Here is a 22,275-nt window from a genome sequence, read left to right as displayed (position 1 = left end):
TCAGCCCCACAGGTAAAAAGTGATTTTTTTAGCCGACAATTCCATATTCACGCCGATCAAGACGAATAGTTTTCCGGCATCGTAGCCGTAACGTGGGTACGTAATATTCAAAACAGTGCCTAAAGGCGGAATACTAGATAAAGCATTTGTATTAATAACTACAGATAAGTAATCACGGCGGACTTTACGCAAATTAAATTGTCTATCAGCTTCAGCTTGAGCAGCAGAGAGATTTACAAGCAGGGTATTGAGGTTGATTTCAGAGGCCAGAAGGTGAGTCGTTTTTATATTTGAGTCAGAAGAAGTTACAGTTCTATATTGATTAAATAAGTAAATGATCCTTGCGGAAGATGGATCAACTCTGGCAATTGCAACCATATTTGGGCTAGATACTGAAACAAAAGACCCGTTGCCATAAATAATATTATTCCATGTGGACGCATAAAGAAGATTTCTATAATTCCAAGTGATACCATCAATTGACGTTGCAGTAACGGTCGAATTATACGCAACTGCAACAAATAACCCATTACCATAGCCAATAGCCTTCCACGACACGTCGGCAGGTAAAGTCCTTTGTGTCCAAGTAATCCCGTCCGGTGACGTAGCTGCATCGACTCCTGTACCAACTGCTACAAACAACCCATTACCATAAATAATAGAAGTCCAAACTTTAGAGACTGGCAGGGTTCTTTGTGTCCAAGTAATACCATCTGTTGAGGTTGCAATTACGTTATTAGAGGTCAGACCAGCAACAGCAACAAACATCCCACCACCGCGAGTTACTGTTATCCAGTATTGCGTTGACGGTAAAGTCCTTTGTATCCAAGTAATCCCATCTGGAGAAGTTGCAGCAATACTTGAGTTAAACCCGACAGCACAAAACAAACCATTTCCATAAGTAATTGAAGCCCAATTAACGGAAGCAGGTAAAGTCCCTTGTGTCCAAGTAATTCCATCTGGAGAAGTTGCAGCTACATTAGTTAGCGCATTGCCGCTAATAGCAACAAACACCCCGTTACCATACGCGACAGATGTCCAATACAACTCAGCAGGAAGAGTCCTTGCTGTCCATGTCACACCATCAGGAGATGTTGCCGCTATTGTTGTTGCATTTCCACTCACAGCAACAAACAAACCGTTACCATAAGTAAGTGAAGTCCAACTACTACTCACAGGCAGTGTTTTTTGATCCCAGGTAAACTGAGCCAACACACCTGCTAAATTGCCGGCATCCTGAACAGTATAATTTTTATCATATTGAAGATTCACTTTCCAAGCAGGGATCCCCCGGCCTTCATCTTGGATAGTCAGTCTCTGTAAGTCTGTAATTTCATCTGGACTAAGTGTTAATAAAGGGTCTCCAGCTGGAGCGTCAAGCCGGCCAACATTCAACTTGTTAGAGGAATCAAAGCCGTACCAGCCGCCGATACTCCCCAGAACTTCATCTAATGCCTTACCAATGGTGGTTTCTGTATTGGAGTAAAAACCTATTGTAGAGTTGTTAAGAATATCAAGATCTGTGAAATCCTGGGCAACAATATCGTCGGATGTCAGCACCCGCAATGCAATCAACTTAGATATCTGCGCCGAGGTACGATTTGCTGCGGCAGCTCCCTGGATAGCATCACAGGTAATCAATCCCGCAGGAGAAGATCCCAAGCGGAACATGCCGCCTGCCAGCCATACACGATAGTAACCTTCAGCAGGAGCATTAGCTTCCATATCTGCTTGATTACTGTACGCAGCCCCTGCAATAAGTCCTACCCCTTTATCATAGACTGCTGGAATAGAGGAGAGCGCCCCATCATTCGCCTGATAAATCAGCCGTGATGTATTAACCAGGACAGGGGTTATATTGGAAACCTGACCAAATACTAAAGGTTTTGGTTTACCCTTTATATCAGCAGTGCCTTCAACTCCGGCCGGGAGTGTATTATTGCCTGCATATTTATTATTCTGGAGAGGCGAGTTAAAAATAACTTGAGGATCCTTAACCCTAATCGAGATCTCATTATTATTAAAAATCGGCTGTTCCATCCCACAACTTAAAGTCATCCCGATCGTTACCCCGGCAATTAGCTCTTTTATCACAACAACTCTCCCATCAAACCCGTAATTGAGTAGGCCATCCAAGCCACCATCACTGTTCTTTAGCTGAATCTCGCCATAACCTATCTTGGATGCACCCTGGGTAGTCCCTTCACTGAACATCATTGTTTTCAGGCTGCCTGGATTAGAAACCCGCGGCTCATAATAATTGCCGGCATAGATATATCCTGAGCCGCTGCTATAACGGAGCGTTTCAACCGCAGAGCCAGTGTGTGCCGAAATTTCAACCAGATATTCACTCATTGATTAACCAATTGCCGGTTGTCACGTTCAATGCCAGCCAGCACTTTTTCCAATGCCGTGAGTTTGTCGATCTGCTGGGAATGCCCGGCGCCGGAGAGGCGAACCAGGGCGCGGACTTCGGTGATAACTTCCTCAAGCAGCGCTACCAGCTCAGAATTGTCGCCACCACTGCCGTTGACCTGGATCCCGTACTTGCGAAGTACTGCCGAGGATGCCGGGTCAACAATTATCTCGCCTTTATGAACCTGGGCCATCTGGTCGTAAGGGATGAACGGTGAGCCAACGTCATAGCTGCTGATCCCCAGCATTTTCTTAATTTCGTCGCTTATGCCAATTTTACCGTCGGCCAAACTCAACCAGACAATACCGTCGCCGGTGTCAATCTTGCCGTTTGGAGACGAGACTCCGTTAATCATCGGCCCAATATCATATTTAGCATCGTAGCCGGTGCGCTTACCAACCGAGTATTCCATGGCGATCTGGGCGTACTCTCTGGCCTTAATCTGGGCTTCAGTGGCAACGGCAGCAGCCCTCGCCTGCTCTGCAGCAAGACGTTGCCGCTCAGCCTCTGCTGCGGCCTGGGCATCGGCTACCGCCTGGGTTACAGAATCCTTAGCAGCCTGATCCGCCTTGAGGTACTGCTCAAGAAGGGTCGAAACGCCGCTGTTTTCACCAAGTATTGACTTGAGGTAAGTAAGCTGATCGATATTGCCGTCAGCAATAGACGCCTGGATCGCGCCAAGCTTGGAGAGCTGCTGCTGGGCCACGTCGATCTGGATCTCGGTGGAGGTTGGCAAACCGCCAAGCTCGGCGAGAGTCTGAGTGACCAGGGCGAAATCGCTAGCATATGCCGGGCCGCTGGCATTGTAACTACGCGACGACGTCAGGAACTCCTGGGCGATCTGGCTGATCCCTTCCAAAGCAGAGACATCGCCGAGCCTAGCGCGGTCGGCAGTGGCCCGGAACGATGAGCCGAGCTGGTTGTACTTGAGATCAGGAGAGAGCGTGGAGAGATCACCACTCAGCATGTTTTTCAGAGTAGTCATGATCTGCACCTGAGCCGAAACAGCCGAGGATAGCTTGCTCTTGATCTGCTCGGCAGCAATGGTCATCTCGTTTGACGACTCTTTAAGGGTGCTTGAAACGTCTTTTACTGCCTTTTCATATTCCAGTTGCTGGACGATCAGGAGTTCAGTCGTGTCATAGCCCTTGCCGAGATAATCCTGGTACTCTTTCTGCTGATCGATTACCAGCTCCAGGAGATCTGCAGAGGCATCATTGCCGGCCACTCTCAAGCGGCGGATCCGCAGATCCTGTTGGGCTGCATACGCCGCATCAACTGCGTCCATCACCGTGCCGAACGATTCGGCAATATTCATCAGAGAGGCAAACAGCGCCTGGCCGGTTTGTCTGGTCAGATCCAAACTCCCAACCAGAGCCCTGAACTCTTCGCGGGTGGTTGGCACGGTCACGTGCATCTCGTTGAACGCGACATTCACCTGGCGGGCTGCCTGGGCTGCCTTGCGCCCTTCCTGTTCGGCATCGCTAAACATAGTGGTGAAATAGGTGTCTATAGCGTCGGAGAACTTATCAAACCCGCCCATAAGTTCTGTGAGCTGGTAGGCAGCATTGGCTCCAGACAGAGTTGACCGGATCAGGGCGGAGTCTACCAGCTCCAGGCCTTCATTGACCCCCTGGAGAGAGGTGGCCAGGCGGACAATCGCATCAAAGGCGGATTCACCATAAAAGGTAAACTCTTTGAGGCCATTGGTTGACTGAGCGATAACGTCGGCTGCTTTAGTGAACCAGGCTTCGAGATCCTTTTGTATATCTTCCGGTTTGCGGCCCGAAGTCTGGATATTAGTCGGAGCTAGGTTAACTGAACCAAGATTGACCGTGGTCGCCATGGTGGTTGCCGCGCGGATGATGGTGGCAGTAATGCTGTTCAGGTAAGAATCCAAGGATGATGCAATCAGTGGATCCGCATTGCCAATGTCAGTGCGATGCTTGTCGCTAGAGAACCAGCCGCCATCTTTCTGGCTTTCAGTGTAGGTGCGAGTGAGCATCTGGCCGTTTTTAATGCCCAGATTAAGGCCAGAGGATTTGGTATACCAACTGTTACCCCAACCAAACATGGCATTCATCGTGCTACCTATAATACTACCGACTACTGCACCGGCGATCGAACCCAATGGGCCTAAAATTGAGCCAATCCCGGCTCCGAGAGCAGCACCTTGGCCAGTAGATTTCCAGAAGCCGTTACCATTAGCGAGAGGGACACCACTACCAGAAGCATCAATGCTTGGACCAGTCAAACCGCCGGCCAACAATGAGCCCCTAGTCCCATCACCGAACAAGTCGGCAATATTAGTCAGACCGTCAGCAACCTTGCCGATGGCCAGCGAGGCATTTTCTGCGGACGATGCCAGTTGCTGCAGCGACTCGGCAGTTTGTCTATCCTGGATTGATATGGTTGGCCCACCGATACTGGAGCCAACTGAACCGCCGCCGACACCACCAGCCGCACCGCCACCAGTATACCCAGCCGAGACACCGCCGACTGAGCCACCGCCACCAAATTCCGTTGACGCGATAGTCGCTATCTGAATAGCACCCATAGCGGCAGCTGCTGCAGCCCGTGCCCATGCAGTGTAAGGGTCGCCACCTGCCATCTGGTTCATTACAGCCGCAGCAGTGCTCACGACCGCAGCTGCAAGGTTCATAGCTTTTGCCGACTCAAATCCGCTTCTACTGGATTGGTCCTGAGTCTCTGCCAGAGCGGCAAACATCTGCCCAGAAAGGCTGGTGTATTCAGCGGCTACAGCTAGCTGAGATTTAAAAGAATCTTCATTTATCCTTTCTTCCTCATCTGCCTTATTCTTACGAAGCTGCTCAAGAGTGTTTTTACCGGCTATATACTCTTTATCGCTTGTTTTAAAAAGCTTCATCTGCTCTTTAATCCGCGCCTCTTCCTCATCATAAAACCGGTTCATCTTAGCTAGACGCTGGGCATAAGGATCGTTAGACATGCCATCTATTGTGGCGTCCTTGAATGCTTTAGTAATCTCATTACCAGCGGCTATCTCTTTCTTATAAAATGATTCCTTTAATGCCTTTATTGCCGCTTCAGCGCGGGCAGCCTGGTCAGGGAAATCAAGCATCCATTGCTCAATAGACTTTAACTGGTCAGTAAACTCAGACACGTTTGGAGCTTGATTCAACTTATCAACCAGGTCGGAAATCTCCTGATAGTTACCGATCCGCAACGGCTCTGCTGCAGGCGTTTGCTCCCATGTCTGCAGCCAGCCGCGGAATTCATCTGATGTGGCTTTTATGGCGGCTTTATAATCTGCGTTCAGTTGAATATTATGCTTAATTGCTTCACCCGCTGCCCGCAGCGAATTTTCATATTGAGGGAACTCGTTTACCAGTTTCACAATGACAGCATCAACGTCAGACATTTTGCGGGATTGTTCATCCAGGTATGGGTTATTGTCACGGATCTGTTTATTCAGTCCGGCCATGGCCTCGGAATATCGCTTATATGCATTTTCAGCTTCTTTAGCAGCTTTTTCATCAATTGGCGGTTGAGCTGGTTGCGGCCGGGTGTCAGATGGCTGTTTATTACTTAACCCCGCTTCTCGATTGGCAATATCTTGCAGAGCCTTATCTGCCATCTTATAGCGCTCAGCAAACAGGGCGTTCCATTCCTTCATCTTTTCTGCTGCCGACCCCAAACCGTCACCAAACTGACCTATTGTCACAAAGCGGGTGACAATCTCGGCGGTCTTGACAACGATATATGCGAAAGCAGTTAATGTCCCCCCTGCAAGATCTACTAACATGTTCAAACGATAAAATTCTGCAACAGCCGGGGATAGGTTATTAGCAAGAGATACAATACCCTTGGCCAATGCGCTTGACGATCCCTCAGCCTTATCTGCAGAGCCAATGTATTGACCTATGGAATTATTCAGGACCGTAAAAGCCTGGCCAACAGTCATGGCCATTTTCCCGTATTCCTGATCAATTTGACTGCTTTGTGACAATAAAGCGCGGGTAACTTGCTGGGCGGTCAATTCGCCTTCTTCACCCATTTTCCTCAGTTCACCTATAGATTTACCCATGCCAGTCGCAATTGCTTCCGCGAGACGCGGCGCTTGCTCCATTACCGACCTAAGTTCATCGCCGCGCAAAACCCCTGATGCCAATCCTTGCCCAAACTGAATAATTGCAGCCTGTGAAGCTGCCCCATTTGCACCGGATATCCCGATCGACTTATTAACGGTTTCCGTGATTCTTAATAGTTCCTGCTGGCTCAACCCCAACTCTTTCGAGTTACGAGCAATGCGAGAATATACTTCTACTGTAGATTCTTCTGCTTGACGGGTGCGCTGGGAAATATCTAATAACGCTCTTCTGGTTACAACCAGGTCAGACTCGGATTGAGTAACCAACCGTATCCGGCTATCCAAAAGAGTATAGTTATCTGCATACCTGATCAAAAGCGCTGCAGGTGCTGCGATCATTCCTGCCGCCATAGTCAAATTCCAGATACGCATGGTTACGCTCTGAATGCTCTGCTCCAATGCCGAGATCGACGAAATATTCATCCGCGTTGTAGCCGCCATTCTGCCTGTAGCAGACTCGACATTATTCATGCCGCTGGCCATACGCTCAGTAGCGGTTTGACTGGTGCGGGAGACTCGTTCAATAGCAGAGTCAACCTGATTCAAATCAGTGACGACCGCTTTATTGCCGTCAATCTCCATCACCAGCCTGAGTTTTGCTAATTCGCTCATTCGCTACCTTCTCTTGCCAGCCGGTTTATCTGCCGTGTCTTCAGTCTTTTCTCCGTAAACCTTCAGGGAGATCTGGTCAATCATCAGGAGCTGCTCTATCTCCCAGGGAGTGGGACGGGGGAATATCCTGTAGTTCACGTACCACGCTCGTACTTCCTGATGCGTAACGGGGGCGGGGCCGAACCCGCCCCCTCGCGTTTGCGCCAGCTGATGGAACCAGCGCCATATGTGCTCTACCGCCGGATATAACTCCGGGCCGTTAACCTGATCATCATCGAGCTTGCGCCGTTTTTGTGCCTGGCGCAGATGCGCCGCCGTGGAACTCTTGCCGTCGGTGGCGCTGTTATTGCGAAACTGCCATTCGGCAAACTCCGCAATATGCTCACTCAGCTCTTTTTCGCACTCGGCAAAAAATCGCGTCTATCACCGATTTCACTGTCGATCTGCTCCCGGATCCAGCTGAAGCCGAGATCACTATAAATCCTCCGGACCGACTCCGGAGAGAACTTCACAAACTCACCTTCATTGATCTCGATATCAGGCCGGGTGCCGGTGACTTTACCGTCAGCATCCTTTACATCCTCCTCCCAGCCGGTTGTGAGCCCACAGAGTAGATCCAGCGCATTCGCTTCGTTTTCTTCCGGAGTGGAGAGGTAAACGCCGCGGCGGGTCTTTTTCTGCTTTTCCAGCCGGGCCGCTTCCTGGCGCCGGGTAATGCGCTTAAACTCTTCCGAGTCACTACCCAGAACGAAAAACCTGATTCCAATAGGAACCTGAGTTGCAGGATGTAGCAGGGCAACCGCCCGACCTCTATTTGCCGCTTCAGCGGTATTCAATGTTACCAATGCCATTTAATGCTCCTTGAATATGTGTTTAAGAGACGCCTGAAACGGCGTCCCCGTTAAGATGGTTTACGGAATCCTCTGAATCTCGATACAGGTTGCCGTAGCGGCGTGATAGTTGGCGTCGAACGGCGCAGATTCCACTATGGTGCTATCCGTTGTACGCTTGTTGCCGGTGTACTGAATGGCCGACATAATAAACCGCATCGACTTGCCGCCGGGGAGTCCGGAACCCACCAGGACATTCACGGTCGATTCAGTGCCACCCAGATACTTTTTCTTAAACTCCTGGTTGGCGAAAAATATCGAGATCTCACCACCGGCTTTTATGTCCTGGTCCGGCTTGATCGATGCAGCAGCTGCAGCACCAGGCGTCAAAATCGCATAGGTCGGTTTCATGGAGTTCTCAAAATTAATCTTGATACCGGTTGCCTCGGCCTGGTCAACTGTCCCCTCGGCAATGTCTCCCAGGAATGAATCATAAGGGTCATTGGTTGAGGCAGCAGTCGGTGTACCCAGTGTTCCGAGGTAGACATTTTTGCCGGTACCGGCAACCTCAGTCACCAGACCAGCAGCGGCGGAGCAGGTAATAACAGTGTCGGTTACTGCGGAAATGACAAATGTGCCGTTATTGCCAGGGTTCGTGAATCCGGTTGTAATAATATTGTCGCCAACCCTGAACGATGCACCGGTGGCCAGAAATCCACCTGCAGCACAGGTGAATGTTTTGGCAGCGGAGTCAACAGCAATAGCGGCATTACCAACCCCGGCAATCACACAGTCACGAACCAATCCCTTGAATGTTCCAGTGATGATTTTCTCCGGCTCGATCGTCAAGTCGAAACCGGAGATAACAGCGCCATTAAACTGCTCGTAAAGATTGGCTGCAGGGTTGCGATCTTCGAAAGTGCTGGAGCGAAAAATATTGCCGACGCGCAACCTTTGGGCGGTTGTAGATATGGTGCGGCTGGCGGATGCTTCAACCACCATGCCGGTTGTGGCTGCAGATACAGTCAATACGGTCGCGGTGACCGCGCTGACTATAGCTGTGATATTATCTGCAGGAGCGGTGAACCCAGATGTGACTATCTGTTGGCCTACGGCAAAACCATCAGTAATAAAACTGCCGGCAGCGCGAGTGAATGTATTGGTCGGCGATGCTGCCGCGGCGATCATGGCGGTGCATGTCGCAATAGGCGTCCAGGTACCGCCAAGCGCTTCCTCGAACATATCGTCGAAATCGCCATAGGAGAGCTGGAACGGAATACTGAATTGACCTTTCTTGTTACCAAGGCGGGATTTCATCCGCATCCGGTGGGCCTTCTTCTCGGCCGATTCCATAGCGCCCTGGTCAACACCGAAGTCGTATTGCTTTAAGGCACGAACTTCAAGCATGGTCGGGGCGGCCGGGGTGGTACCGAAAACTGTTTCGCGAACCTTAGAGAGTTCACGGGTTAATGCACTGTATGACATGGTTCCTCCTTATTTAATGTCTCGTTGAATCTCGAAGCGGATAGCATAGGCAGTGGTACCTTTAACCGTATCGAGCAGCTCCAGGGTTTGCGGCCAGAGCAGTCCGCCCTGGGTTATCAGCCCGGTGAGCCCACCAATGGGATCCTCAGGTTTTTTGACTGCAGGTTTCACCACGGATTCGATCAGGCCATATCCCTGGGCCGACGAAACACTCCGGTCCTTCAAACATTGGTAGATCAGAATCACATCCCACCCAAGGTTTGCCAGAGAGGATTTGGGCGGGACGGTCTGCACTTTGCCAAATTGGCCCGCTGCGAGCACAACATGAGCAGACGGTGTTTTTTGCGGCAGTTTCAGCAGTTCATCCAGATCGCCCTGCCAGACACCGCATTGTTTGAATGCGCCGATAGCTTCCAAGGCTGACAGGATATCGTTCTGGATTTCGGTCAACATCAGAGTCCCTTCATCGTTTCGCGACTGAACAGCCGGTCTGGGCCACTAACGAAAGCCGGTGATGGATTAACTGCCGGAGCGCCAGTGCTTGTTTCATCATAAATTTGCATCTTGCCATCCTGTATCCGGATCAAAAGAGCAATCGCTGTTTCCCGGCGGGCTTTAATTGTATCCGGAACATCAAACTGCGGCTTGCTTGCGTAGATGCCGTATGACGCCAGATCGGCAGTAATGGTAACGATCAGGCCCGGAGCCGGATCAGGAAGAGGTATTGGGTACCTGCCGCGCAGGTACCCGTTCACCAGTATTGTCGCATCATCGATGCAGCCAGCCACGACCGGCTCACCGATTATCCCGACATTATCGTCATCAGTGAGCTGGATCAGCGTATCCGTCGGAATGCGCTTTTTCTCGATGTCAGCAAGGGTGCAGTAGGGCATGACCTTACTCCGCCGCCTTGGCGAGTTCAGCTTTACGGGCGGCAGCCGCAGCTACAACCGTCGCGCGCTGATCGCCGTTCAGTATTGCTTCAATATCGGCTTCCGTTTCAGCAACCGTGATCTTGGCGATCAAGTCGGCAGCTCCGAGCGGCTTACCGGGTTTTGATTGCTCATTATTATCCGGGCTCACAGTCACGACCAGCATCGGCTCCGACTGCAGGATTGCAAGTTCTTCCCGGGTAAACTTATTGTCAGGGTATTCCGTGGTCTCTTTCGGGTGAGACAACCCACAACGCCGAAAGCCGTCTTGTTTTGCTGTAATGAGTAACATGTAATTCCTCCCGATATTGAGACAGAGCGGTTAAAACCGCCCGTCAACTGTTTAGGTGGTGCCGTCGCTGCCATAGGAGAGCTGCCAGAGGCCATAACCGCCGGCATATCTTGCCTCAGCGCCGAACTTAAACTTCTTGCGCATAAAGACTTCGTCGGAGTCCATACCGGTTTGCTGGACGAAGGTCGGCTTTTTCCGCTCCTGGAGAATGAATGGTTTGACCGGCATATTCGTGCAGTGCAGGAACCAGGCGGTAGTGCTGGTGAGGCGTGGGTTGACGATAACCGTTGCCGTCCCCTTATATGGGTTCGGAGAGTTATCGTTCAGCTTATCGGAGTTTATGAGCAGGTTGGCCATCGCCTCCAGGGCTGGCGGTACCTCCAGGACATTCGGCACAATAGCCAGCGGCCGGCCTTCATCATCCTTGAAACTCATAATCGCGGTACGGGCTGCGCCATAGGAAAGCTGTGCAGCTGCCAGTGTGGCATTAGACAACGCCTTGGTACCCTTGTTGCTGATACTATTGTTGCCACCAGCGCCGTCGCCGACCGGGTGATCCGTATCGTGGAAGTACTGACCGTCATAACAGAGGCTGGTGAAGGAGGCGTTCTTCAAATCCGCGATGATCTCATCAGGGAGCTGCTTGGCGGAGAATCCTGCCGATTCTGCCTGCGGGGCGTAGATACCGAGGTTATCATCTTCGATGTCGTTACGGTCCACTTCTACAGTTGCTTCCCAGTCGTCATTAACTATGGTGTACTTGAATGCCGACAGGGCCTTGACAACCTTATCTCCTACCCACTTCCTCATACGGGGGAATGTGGAGAGCCAGGAGTAATCATTCTGTTTGCCGGTAGATGGAACTACCATGGCGGTCTGCCGCCATTGTGACTGGGCCGCGTCGAATGCCCGGTTGAAGGTGGTTTTAATGTTGGTGAAGACGTTATTCAGTGTGGCGGCATTGATGATCAGACCGCCGAAACCAATCAATGGCATGGTGTCGCCGGCATGGGCGGTATGGCCATTCAGCAGGACAGCGATGACCAGCAGCACCGCCCAGGAGAGAAATAATGCGAAGCGTTTCATGTGAGATCCTCCGTTAATTAGTTAAGGGTGATTAGTTATTCGACCCAGACGCCGTCAGAATCGACCCCGACAACCTTGCCGGCGGCCGATTGTGTATTGCCCCCTGCGTTGGTCTTGGAGACGGTTTCGTCGTCTACGATGTAGCAGGTCTTGCCGAGTTCGGCCTGAGTGACGGCGTCGCCGGCTGAGTTCTTCCATTTGAAGGCATGTTTGCGGCGAACCAGGACGGTCTTGGCTCCATCTGCGCCACCGGTGTTGTCTTTAAACTCCTCGGCGCGTCCCAGGTAGGTGAGCGTGGTGGCGGTGGCGCCAGGGGTGGCGAAGCCGGTAGCGTTGGCTGCCACCATGGAGCCTGCGAATATCTTCTTGTTAGTAGCCATGGGTACGGCGATCAGTTCGCCATCTTTCATCTGGGTGTTACGATCGGCAGTCAAAGCCATGGTAAATCCTCCTTAAATCAGGGTTAAAATTACTTACACTCCACCGTATTTTTTAAGATCCTCAGGGGAGTTGCCAAACATATCGGCAATCTGCTGCTCCTCGGCATTCAGCGCAACTCCCGACTCCGGAACTTTTTTGCCATCCAATGTACTGTCCTGGACAACTGCCGGGGCTGTGGCTACAAATGCCTTGAATCGCTCCAGGCCACCCTCCTGACGGCAGTTCGCAATGTGGTAATCCTTGGTGGACGGGGTGATCTTACCCGCCTTCAGCGCAGCATCAATCTCGGTATTAATTGCGACATCGAGCTGCTCGGTTTTCAGGGTGGTAAGGGTGGATTCAGCTGTTACCGCACGGTTGAGCGCCAAATCGTAATCAGCTTTTGGCACGAACTTGTCGAGCGGCGGGTTGTTGGCGTGGTTGAGGGCGGTTGCCAGACTGGTTTTCATCTGGGCAATGTGATTGAGCGCTGCCGCGAATGTAGTGCCGGCAGGAAGCCCGAGGGCCTGCAATAGTTCTTCCAGGGTCATTGGTGATGCTCCTTTCTCTTCTTCGTGATTTAGTGCAGGGAGTTCAGGGATGTTCGGCGAGTTAGTGAGGCCGATGGATTTAACACCGGCCAGGTCCATTGTTTTAGGGTTATAGAAATAGGCTGGCGAGTAGTAGGAGTACTCCCGATTCAAAACCATTTCCCGGCCTTTGGGAGTCCAATCCAGTACACCCCAGACTGAACCATCAGGCTTGTCTTTCATATTGGTGACCCATGCCATGGCCGGAGCGCTTTCGCCTTTTGGTGCCCGCAATTCCGTGGCATGCTCAATATCAAGCGGTACCTTCAAGCCGCGTTGCCGATAAAAATCCACCAGCGCAGCAGGATTGCGATTATTCCAGGCGCGGCCGTCGCGGCCTTTGACCATGCTACCCGGAGGCACCAGCATTATTTCCGCAGGAGGTTCAGCTCCGGCAGCCAACTCAAAACAAAGCGCGATACCGCTCTCCTCAACAGCGCTATTAAGAGCAATCGCCAGGGCATGGTCACCATCAATAATTAATACTTTCATCATTCCTCCTGTTGTCCGGTGCCTGCACCGTACAACAGGAGAAGTGGCACGTCTTTTAGACCATCTAAAATTTACAGTGCCCTTTGAAATGAAACCGCATTAAAACCATCTTTAAATTTTATTCAGTTGGCCGAACGGCCCGAGGTGGCAGGGGTAGGTTACAGTGGGGGTGAGAAAAGCGCTTAACGGGCAAATTTGCGCGTTTAGGTTTATGAAGAGGTCAGGTGATCGGATAAGATATCGATTGCGGCCTGTCGATCAGCCGGGGCAATCTCCATGGTATCCCCTACATTACGGCCTAAATAGGGCCTTGCCGGGATCTTTACCTTTCGCCCACGGCCAGCCATCCCGCCAAACTGATGGATGCCGGCATAAGGGATCCGGCCAGACGTCCCCCACTCGACGTGAGTATCGTCAGCCTGGTAATGAATGTCGCGGCGGAGGGCCCCGGTCAGCTGCAGGATCTTCTTGCCTTCCAGGTACCGGGCAAAGGAGGCACGAAACCGCCCGGCCTGGGTGTACGCCTCTTTGCGCTTGTACCCTTTACGGGTGCCGACATAGCCGAGGTAGTTTGAAAGCACTTTTGTCGGCAGCCAGGGATTGCCGTCCGGATCGCGTTGACCCTCGAACCGGTCATCGACCCGGCGGGTCATAATCTCGCCGATTGCCCCAAATGCAGGCCGCAGGTTGCCGTAGCGGGAGGAAACCGCAGCCAGCAACTGCTTTGCTTGTTCGTCATGTACCTTTACGGATATTTCCATTTGCTTCGCTCCGCAATCGGTCTATACTGATACTGAGGTTCGTTTCACCGGTTCGGCCACAGGCTGCCGACGCCTTCGGGGAAACCCGATGATGAGCGCTTGCGGGGACGCCGCCCCCGCCCGGTTAACGAACCTTTTCGTATTTGGCCGCCACCTGTTTTATGGCATTGGTTTCATTGGAACTACCGAACAGGCTCAGAAAATAGTTCTCGCTGCCGTCCTTGGTTTTTTTCAGCACCGCTCGATAGACGGTATCTCCCCGCAACAGGTAAATCAGCTTCTCATCGTTTCTCCGGTAAACCTCGCCCTGGTCAATGATCTCCGGAATCAGTCGATATTCAGCCAAGGTCAGTTCAGGGTGACCGGCGCTCCTGGTCGGCAACTCCCCTCTGTTTTTCAGCAGACTGTCCTGTGAAAACCAAACCGACTGAGCCTCAGTATCCAGGGCTGCCATGTCGGTCAAGTTCAATACCGCTACCGGGAATTCTCCGCCGATCTTCCCCTCAATAAACCTCTCGAACGCCGGACCGTTGACGTGCTCACGCATCCAGGAGCGGGCTATATCGTTGGGCAAGGTCTCGAACTTCTCTCCCAGGATCTGGTAACTGCGATCGCGAGCCATGCCGACGTTATAATCCCACCCTTTGTCGATGCCGACCGGTGCGCCGGTCTTGGGATCAACCTTATCCCATCCTGCTGGCGGCTCGCCAAGCCCTGCGTCAATAGCCGCCTGCCGGTCCCGCTGGGATGCGGCAAACGCGGTACAATGACAGCCCCACCCGTTGGGAGGGAAATTGGTTTTCCAGAACCGGTGATTAGCCGGCAGGGTCAGGCCATTCCAGGAAACATGCACTGGCCGGGGATGGCGCACACCATCGGCATGACGATAAGTCAGGAAGGGGAGAAGCGTTCCTGGGGATGTCAACTGCTCCCACCGGCCGGCCATGTAGGCGGTGCGGACGTTGATATTATAAATCAGCTCACTGCGCCAGTTGCGGCTGCCGTTGTAGCTCCAGCCGTGCTTTGCCACTATTTCATCAAAGCGGCTCTGGAATTCGGGCAGGGTCATCTGGCCATTGATCGATTTCTGTACGGCAGCGCGGAAATCTGCCAAAAGCTCAGCCTTGTTTGCCCCGGCAATCATGAACCCTTTGGCATGCTGGTCCTTCTGCAGATCATCCCACACTGCCGTCGGGATATTCAACTTACCTTGAAAGAACGTTTCAGCCTCGTTAAACGGCAGGTTAAAGGTGCGACTGTGCTCTTCCGGGGTCATTAATCACCATCCATAACATCAGCCCTGCCGGCAGCTTCAGCCAGGGTCATGGCCTGGGCCATAAGGCCGCCGAATTCATCCGGGCGCATATGGCCGAACAGCTCAATAATGCGATCGCGTAAATCCTCCAGGTCGGCCGAGCTGTTTACCAGCCCCTGCAGCAGGCCAATCCAGATATCGTTTTGTGCCATGGCCCGCTGTGCCAGCAGATCGGTCAACTGATCAGAGGCGTCCCGCGCTTCGGCAATCCGCTCGGCATTAAGCGCGGTTTCCGGCGGCAGCTTATTCTCCTTGATCGTTACCGGCTCGGTTGACTTTGCCGGCGCCAGGCACTCAGCATCCTTGGCTGGGTCCGAGAACCCGAGCCGGTCCCGCACCTCGGACACTTCAACCCGCAACCCCAGCGGGACCAGCAGGGCCAGCGCTTTGGCCATGACCGGGATATCAGTGGTCTCGGGTTCACGGAAACAGAGATGCGGATAGTTTTTCCGGGGACCGAAGTTGAGATCGAGAAACGGCTTAATCAAATCCCGCTCTATCGTCTCGGCGAGCTGCTCGGCATCAGCATCGCGGATATCCTCGCGTACCTCATTATGCACCGTGGCTTGGCTCTGACTGCTGCCGTCATCAGCTGTCATGGTCTGGCCCAGAACCGCCTTAGAAAGTTGCTTGTCGAACCAGTCAGCCGCCCGCTCAAAAAGAGACTCGCCGCCGGTGCCGCCAGTGCGCTCAATCAGTTCTATCAGCATTCCCTCCGGGAAAACCGCCGCGGCATCACTGCCAAGGTTGGCGACTGCAGAGCGGAGGATGGAGATATTGTCCTCTGTTTCTCCAGGACGGTATTTTCCGACCCGGAGCGGCATGCCGTACACCTCGCAGAATGCCACCCAGTCCTTGACTGTGTAGTTCTTAAACATGAAGGTCCAGGCAGCCAGGCGGGCAAGACCGCCGCGGATCGGTATGCCGCTCTTGAGCCGCGGTATGTGGACGATGAAAGCAAACGGCGTAAGCGGCAGGCCATCCATCGGCGCAGAATCATCCTTCAGCCGCAATTCCCGTAACGTCACCCGGTCATATTGAAAAAACCGGGGGTCGCGCCATTCCAGACGCCCAGGCACCCAGGGTGTTTCCGAGGTATTCCAGATGTTCTCAACTACCGAATGCCCCTTACCCAGGGCGTCAAGCAGATCCTCGATCATCCCCTTTATACCAGCCCGCTTCATCAGCAGGCGGACAGCATCGGCATCTCTCACATCCTGATCATCATCGGACGCCGCCTCGACCACGATCGGCAGCCTGGCCACGGCACGTTTGCGAGTGCCGAGCACCGAGGCGTAATGCGGGTCCTTCTCCTCCATTTCTTCGGCTAGGGTAAGGTAATCGTCAGCTTCCCCTTCGTCGGCATTGCGCAGCAGCCGTGCCAGCCGTTGCGGCGTAAGACCGGAGGTAACACTGCTATGGTTCCAGAGCGACCGGATACCGGTCATCGCCGGAGCGGCCTGTTCTTTGCCCAGCTGTTGGCGCTGTACCGGCCTATCATAGGCGTCATAAAGGGTTATATTTGCCATTAGTAGCATCCTTCTATACGGCCGATGCCGTGGGTTGTGCGAATGTCCCTGGAGAGACCGGAATCAGCTTTCTTGATACCGTGGTAGGCGTATGTGGTTGGGCCGCTATTGCCTGCTGCATGAATGGCCAGCGCCAGCGCCCAGAACCGGTCCGCATGGCCGTTTTCTGATCGCTCTGCAGTAAACCTGATATTCCCGGCGGCGGTGGTCTCCTTAGTGACTGCGCGGAGATCTGCACGGACTTCGGATGAAAATGGAATGCGAACCTTGCGATCTTCCATCTTGCCGCGTACCGGGTAGGCCAGCGATTCCTTGACTCGGCCACTAAAGGATATGTTTTCGTAACGATACTCACCGTACCTCTTTTGAGCATCATCACCCCAGCCTATCCCCAAGCCGGTGTAGTCCTGGCAGGTACGGACCATCCAATCAACCCATGGCCAGAGCACCTTTTCCTGGTCAGGTTTGCTCATGTTCCGCAACTCGATCACTTTGCGGGTATAGAGCACATCACCAAGCAGCTCAAGTATCCAGATTACTGTCAGGTCCTTGGTGCGGCCGATGTCGATGCCGGCATACAATTGTCGGCCTTTGCAATCCTCCGGAGATTCAATTTCCCACTTTTCATTAGCAGGGTACTCGGCCCTGGCAATCAGGTCATATTCCAGGAAAGCGGTTTCATCATCCCCAGGGACGCACATGTATTCCTGCAGGAACGATTCTTCATCGGCACAGCCGTTCTTGATGAAGTCGAAATACTCCGCTTCATCCATAGTCTGCTGCTCGGCATCTTCGGGGAGAGCCTGCTGGAGTTTAAACAGGAATCCTTGTTCAAGGGCATCCTGCAGGGTTACTTTATGATGGCTGATCCGCTTAGGGTTGTTTTTCTCCAGAATCTCCCGGATCAGTAAATTGAAAAAGTTGGCGCTGCCACGATGAGTAGAGATGACTTCCATGCTGCCGCCCCAGGTAAGGCCGGGATAGGCGATTGACCACATCAACCGTGGATCGTCGCCCAGGGCAAATTCATCCAGGACGCGCCCGCCGCGCTTGCCGGCCTGGGCATCCGGATTACTACTCATGGAGTAGATGCACCTATCAGTAGCGAATTTCAGGACCTGGGCAGAGAGTTTCTTCTTTGCATCAATGACGACTTCCCCTAAATCTTCAGCCGCCATACTGAATACCTGTGCCCACATCTTGCAATCGAGCAGGAATAGCTTTGCTTGGATTTCATCTCGACTTGACACCCATTGATCGTAACGAGCGCCCTGCAGTGCCGTGCGTTCAACACATGGATATGAGGTTGACCAGGAGAAACCAATCTGACGCGATTTCTCTACCAGCTTCAGCCGGCTATTATCCTTAATCCACTTCTCCTGGAACGGGAGAAACAGTCCGTTCGGATTGGCCGGTATAATTTTAGCGTTGCCCTTGTGGGTCATGCCATCCTCAACACTTCTTTCCAGATCCTGTCTACTGTATCCGGAGAGACACCTGCAGCCCGTGCTGTTTCGCTGGCGGTTTTGGCCGCTTCTTCGGCAAATTGCGTCCGGATCTCCTTCTCCCGCTTCATATTGTCGTTGGCCGACTTCTCAAGCCGCATGCAGGTGAGGGCGAGTTCCTTGATCATTTTAATGGTTCCGGGTGCGCTCTCAGAGTCCATATCGCCGCGTTTAAGGACCATAGCCAACTCAAAAGACATAGTCTTAATGATCTCAATGGCCAGCATCCCCACATTACCCTCAGGGGCCGTCCCCAGCTTGCCAATCCACATGTTGGCAATTTCTCGGCTTTGCCTCAGCTCTTCTCCTACCTCGGCCATTTGCATGGAGTAACGATTGACAGCGGACTTACTAACCCGCTCAGGGTGGCCGTCAGCTGCCAGTATCTCGTTGATTTTGGCAGTTGCTCCCAGTTGGGTGACGCGGGGATCCTGGAGCAGCTGCTGCAACTGAGTCTTGATATCCGGCGGTAATCTGTCGATGCTCGATACTTGTGGCATAGCCGCTATCCCTTTGGATGCGGGCGCTTGATGCCCGGCACAATAGCATTACCCTCGGCGACATCGATGCCGCGTGGGGTGATAGTGGCCACGTAGAATTCAGCAACGGTCTCCAGGGTAACCAGCCCCTGCTCCTGGAGCCAGGCTAGCTGGATGCGAATCTGATCGCGGGTGACGATAATTTTGAATCGGGCCACGATTGAATGAAGTATCGACTCATTGCAGCTGTAGCCGCCGATCTCGTTAAGCGCTCGTAGAATGGTGATCCGGATATGCTCGGAAATGATATCGGAGAAGCTCATTTCTTGTCCCCCCTCAGTTCGTTCTCGACTAACAAGTCAACGGCTCGGTTCATGCCGTCTACCTTCCCTTTAATCCATTCCAGGCTGTTCACGGCCTTATCAACCTGTTTATGCATCGCATCATGGTTGACGCAGGTTCCCTTTATCTCCAGGGCGGTCAGCCGATTTTCCAGATCGGTAAACCGGGCCGCCGTAATCTTATCTCGGTTGCTCCACCAGGCGTAGATCCAGTTGCCCAGAGTGCAGGCGGCCAAAAACCAGAACTGCAATGCCTTATAATCGAACTCCATTAAATCCCCCTTAAAGCGGCGTTTGCCGTGTAATTAATATCCTCTCGGCAGATAAAATATCTCGCTGGGCCCTGACGTGAGCCCGGCCCGCGTCGCGGTAACCCTAAACCAGTAATGCCGCCTGGCGTCGAGTTTTACCCTAACCTTTTTCGCGGTCGCTGATGTTAGCGGCATAAACCTAATCAGGTTTGTCGTCCGATAATGCACGGTATAATAATCGGCGCCACCGTCATGTTGCCATGCGATAGCAACCCAGCCGAAACATAGTAGCCATTTCATTATTGTCATGGGATAACCTCAACCCAGTTTCGGTAATCATTGCTGACGAATGAAAATTCTTTGCTCGAAAACGCCGGGATGTCTATCGTGTACATAACTGTTCCAAACCGATCTATAATCCTGGTATTTCCCTCCGGACCGATACCAATCGTCTTAGCGTTTGCTGTCGCATTGGTAATGCGATATCGGCCGTTGTAGGACATGATTTGAGAAAACCCAACTGCGGGGAGATTGACCGTGCCGGTGCCAGTTATGTAAATCTGGTACTCATCCATATCAGGGACAATAGTAGTTGCTGCAGAATGGGTGAGAGTTTTGCGGTAATCCCCCAGCAGAGTGACTTTATAAGGATAGGCAAACTGTGATCGTCTGATTGTCGAGCCGGAGTGGTTATCACCGGAAATATTAACCGTGACCTGGATATTGTCGCTGGCACATATTCCGTATTGGTAACCGTAGGTGTTGCCTGAAAACTGAACAACAGCATCAGCATTATTTACTTTTACGAAGCAATATGCACTGCCACCATCATGACCAGTCACATTATCTCTAACTGTTGCTACTCCACCGCCAATATTAATCAGTGGCGCTCCTGATGCTGAATAATTCCAGAGGAAATTCCTGGAAACATCCATTTCGTATTGGGCCATTACGACATTGAACATGATTGGTTGGCCGCGGTAAAAGTACCCGCGATTGTCGGCTACCTTCACAAAATTCGGCATGGCCGTGGTATTGGTGTAATCGACAAAACCCTTCAGCCAATAGATTGCATTATCGACAAACTCAAAATCATCTATCCCTATGTTAGCGGCAGTAGTAACAACCGCTTCGTTGCTACTACTGGCTTTATAGGTAGTATTGAATGTGCTGTGCTTGACTTTCACATTACCAACTGACCCGGCGATATAAACAGGTCGCAATGTCCTGTATGTGTAGTTATGCTGATAATTGAGCCGTTCCCCTAGATCTGGCATTACAACGCCCTTATTAAGGTGGAGGAATTGAACGTCAGTTACATCCAAACCGGTCTGGGGCGCCATCTTGATCCCGGTGAATACCCCATAACTGCCTGCCCCGCCGATCGGGCCAGTGGTCACTTTGTCTGTTTCCATTAGCGCTAGGTTTTTCACAACAACTTTATTGCCGGGGGTATAGGTCATGTACTGGCCGGTACCGGCAACTTCTATCAACGCGTTTGCAGTAGGGAAAATATCCTCTTTGGGACTGATAATGCTAAGGTTCCCCTCGCCAGCTACAGTAGTCCCTGCGGCAACTGTAGCTGGCCGTTCAAACATGTGAGAACAAGCTGACACAACAACCACAGACGATTTACAGGCGGCATTGGCAAACGCGGCCCAGTCTGTGCCAATAGCAGTGATATCTGTAACCTGGTTGGCAATACATGACCATTTGGCCTTTGCAGTTGACAGGCTATAGCCAGCCGCTTGGAGACTGGTCCAGGCACCTGAGCAAGTAGCTCCCTCCGATTTAGTCGATGGTGCGCCACTCAACAGCCACGCTTCTATCCTGGATTTGTCAGATGCACTATAGAAACCGTCAGTCGTGGTTGTTGCGGCAGCATGGCTGTGTGTTGCCGGTGCCAGCACGTTCTGGAGCTTCGGATACAGATACCCATAGATCCCCTCACCATCGATGTAATACGCCCCTTCAGTGTCATAGATGTCGCCGGGAACGCAGATATTATCGGTGAGTGCTACCCTGGTACCGCCACATGGCCGAAGCACAACGGTTGGCCGGCTAACATCCTCAGCAAATACGGATGTACTCAGGATAAAGATTATCGAACAACCAACCCAAAATCGCATGAACTTGCTCCCACCACTACAGGTGTCGTTGTTATAACCAGCGGCGAATTTACAACCGTGGTTCCGCATGCTATCTGCACCGGCCCGGTTATCGTTAATGTCCCGGTGGATACCGTTATTGTGTCTGTTATAGTCATTGGGGCCTCGCCCTGGATCGGCGGCGAGAACCCGGTCCACCCGCCGGAAATCGTTACATCACTATCGACTACTGCCAGGCTGTAATAGCCGCGTGTTATGCACTCCACCGGGTTACTGCCTGCGCCGGATTTGATCGTGTTGACTGCAACCTGGAGCGAATCAAAAAACATATAATCGTACATGCCACCGGGGATCCGGCAGCGACCATCGGCCGCATAACCGAGACCGACAAGAATCGGATATACTCCCCGGTACCGGCGGACCGCAGTGTCGTCGAGGCGAACGGTGCACTGCTTGCGGTCTTCGTATTCAGCACAGAGCCCGCCCCAGGACATTAGATTGGCGTTGCTGGCATCGCGTTGCACTGAGACGGAAAACGTTGACCCGGCGTCTACGGACCAGGTGCATACTCGCATATCGCTGGTGCAGCTGTTTTTGCCATCGGCAACAATTGCGGTACCGACACCACGTTTTTCGATGGTTACGCTGGCGGCGGTCGCGGTGGCCGCGAACAGTAGTACGATAATCAGCCCATGCCACATT

Annotated in this window: 20 protein-coding genes; all 20 read right to left on the bottom strand. The window is 52.3% G+C overall.

Translation table 11 applies throughout. From position 1 onward, the window contains the following. Positions 1 to 2,355, bottom strand: coding sequence for a DUF6242 domain-containing protein (locus KI809_RS10730; protein ID WP_214171565.1), 2,355 nt, complete (start codon positions 2,353 to 2,355; stop codon positions 1 to 3). Then, positions 2,352 to 7,157, bottom strand: coding sequence for a tape measure protein (locus KI809_RS10725; RefSeq protein WP_214171564.1), 4,806 nt, complete (start codon positions 7,155 to 7,157; stop codon positions 2,352 to 2,354). The genes KI809_RS10730 and KI809_RS10725 overlap by 4 nt, the downstream gene beginning before the upstream one ends. Positions 7,158 to 7,160: 3 nt before the next feature. Next, positions 7,161 to 7,463 (bottom strand): phage tail assembly chaperone, encoded by a 303-nt coding sequence (locus KI809_RS21035; protein ID WP_435052253.1) that lies wholly within the window; start codon positions 7,461 to 7,463, stop codon positions 7,161 to 7,163. Positions 7,464 to 7,543: 80 nt separating this feature from the next. Next, a complete protein-coding gene (locus KI809_RS10720) occupies positions 7,544 to 8,008 on the bottom strand; it encodes a hypothetical protein (RefSeq protein ID WP_214171563.1) in 465 nt (154 codons plus the stop codon). Positions 8,009 to 8,068: 60 nt separating this feature from the next. Beyond that, on the bottom strand, positions 8,069 to 9,472 hold the full coding sequence (locus tag KI809_RS10715; RefSeq protein WP_214171562.1) for a phage tail tube protein: 1,404 nt from the start codon (positions 9,470 to 9,472) through the stop codon (positions 8,069 to 8,071). Between the two features lie 9 nt (positions 9,473 to 9,481). Next, on the bottom strand, positions 9,482 to 9,925 hold the full coding sequence (locus KI809_RS10710) for a hypothetical protein (RefSeq protein WP_214171561.1): 444 nt from the start codon (positions 9,923 to 9,925) through the stop codon (positions 9,482 to 9,484). Continuing rightward, positions 9,925 to 10,365 (bottom strand): gp436 family protein, encoded by a 441-nt coding sequence (locus tag KI809_RS10705; RefSeq protein ID WP_214171560.1) that lies wholly within the window; start codon positions 10,363 to 10,365, stop codon positions 9,925 to 9,927. The genes KI809_RS10710 and KI809_RS10705 overlap by 1 nt, the downstream gene beginning before the upstream one ends. 4 nt (positions 10,366 to 10,369) lie before the next feature. Continuing rightward, a complete protein-coding gene (locus tag KI809_RS10700) occupies positions 10,370 to 10,696 on the bottom strand; it encodes an HI1506-related protein (protein ID WP_214171559.1) in 327 nt (108 codons plus the stop codon). 51 nt (positions 10,697 to 10,747) lie between these two features. Continuing rightward, entirely contained in the window at positions 10,748 to 11,782 is a 1,035-nt protein-coding gene (locus KI809_RS10695) for a Mu-like prophage major head subunit gpT family protein (protein WP_214171558.1), read from the bottom strand. A gap of 35 nt (positions 11,783 to 11,817) precedes the next feature. After that, a complete protein-coding gene (locus tag KI809_RS10690) occupies positions 11,818 to 12,222 on the bottom strand; it encodes a hypothetical protein (protein WP_214171557.1) in 405 nt (134 codons plus the stop codon). Positions 12,223 to 12,255: 33 nt separating this feature from the next. Continuing rightward, positions 12,256 to 13,284 (bottom strand): phage protease, encoded by a 1,029-nt coding sequence (locus tag KI809_RS10685; protein WP_214171556.1) that lies wholly within the window; start codon positions 13,282 to 13,284, stop codon positions 12,256 to 12,258. A 209-nt stretch (positions 13,285 to 13,493) separates the two neighbouring features. Beyond that, positions 13,494 to 14,045 carry a phage virion morphogenesis protein gene (locus KI809_RS10680; RefSeq protein WP_214171555.1) on the bottom strand — a complete coding sequence of 184 codons (552 nt, stop codon included), beginning with the start codon at positions 14,043 to 14,045 and terminating at the stop codon, positions 13,494 to 13,496. A gap of 124 nt (positions 14,046 to 14,169) precedes the next feature. Continuing rightward, entirely contained in the window at positions 14,170 to 15,321 is a 1,152-nt protein-coding gene (locus KI809_RS10675) for a phage head morphogenesis protein (RefSeq protein WP_214171554.1), read from the bottom strand. Further along, complete coding sequence (locus tag KI809_RS10670) at positions 15,321 to 16,889, bottom strand: DUF935 domain-containing protein (protein WP_214171553.1); 1,569 nt, start codon at positions 16,887 to 16,889, stop codon at positions 15,321 to 15,323. Before KI809_RS10670 ends, KI809_RS10675 begins: the two co-directional genes overlap by 1 nt. Further along, positions 16,889 to 18,334, bottom strand: coding sequence for a phage terminase large subunit family protein (locus KI809_RS10665; RefSeq protein WP_214171552.1), 1,446 nt, complete (start codon positions 18,332 to 18,334; stop codon positions 16,889 to 16,891). Before KI809_RS10665 ends, KI809_RS10670 begins: the two co-directional genes overlap by 1 nt. Continuing rightward, positions 18,331 to 18,894 carry a DUF3486 family protein gene (locus KI809_RS10660; protein WP_214171551.1) on the bottom strand — a complete coding sequence of 188 codons (564 nt, stop codon included), beginning with the start codon at positions 18,892 to 18,894 and terminating at the stop codon, positions 18,331 to 18,333. Before KI809_RS10660 ends, KI809_RS10665 begins: the two co-directional genes overlap by 4 nt. A gap of 5 nt (positions 18,895 to 18,899) precedes the next feature. Continuing rightward, positions 18,900 to 19,196 (bottom strand): VpaChn25_0724 family phage protein, encoded by a 297-nt coding sequence (locus KI809_RS10655; RefSeq protein ID WP_214171550.1) that lies wholly within the window; start codon positions 19,194 to 19,196, stop codon positions 18,900 to 18,902. Further along, the gene (locus tag KI809_RS10650; RefSeq protein WP_214171549.1) at positions 19,193 to 19,486 is read right to left on the bottom strand and encodes a hypothetical protein; all 294 of its coding nucleotides are present in this window, start codon (positions 19,484 to 19,486) and stop codon (positions 19,193 to 19,195) included. The genes KI809_RS10655 and KI809_RS10650 overlap by 4 nt, the downstream gene beginning before the upstream one ends. A 284-nt stretch (positions 19,487 to 19,770) precedes the next feature. Next, a complete protein-coding gene (locus KI809_RS10645) occupies positions 19,771 to 21,594 on the bottom strand; it encodes a hypothetical protein (protein WP_214171548.1) in 1,824 nt (607 codons plus the stop codon). Further along, positions 21,567 to 22,274, bottom strand: coding sequence for a hypothetical protein (locus tag KI809_RS10640; RefSeq protein WP_214171547.1), 708 nt, complete (start codon positions 22,272 to 22,274; stop codon positions 21,567 to 21,569). Before KI809_RS10640 ends, KI809_RS10645 begins: the two co-directional genes overlap by 28 nt. Position 22,275 lies beyond the last annotated feature (1 nt).

Origin of the sequence: Geoanaerobacter pelophilus (genome assembly GCF_018476885.1) — a bacterium.
Taxonomy (GTDB): domain Bacteria; phylum Desulfobacterota; class Desulfuromonadia; order Geobacterales; family DSM-12255; genus Geoanaerobacter; species Geoanaerobacter pelophilus.
The sequence above is the reverse complement of the archived record's forward strand: the minus strand, read 5'-3'. Positions and strand labels throughout refer to the sequence as shown.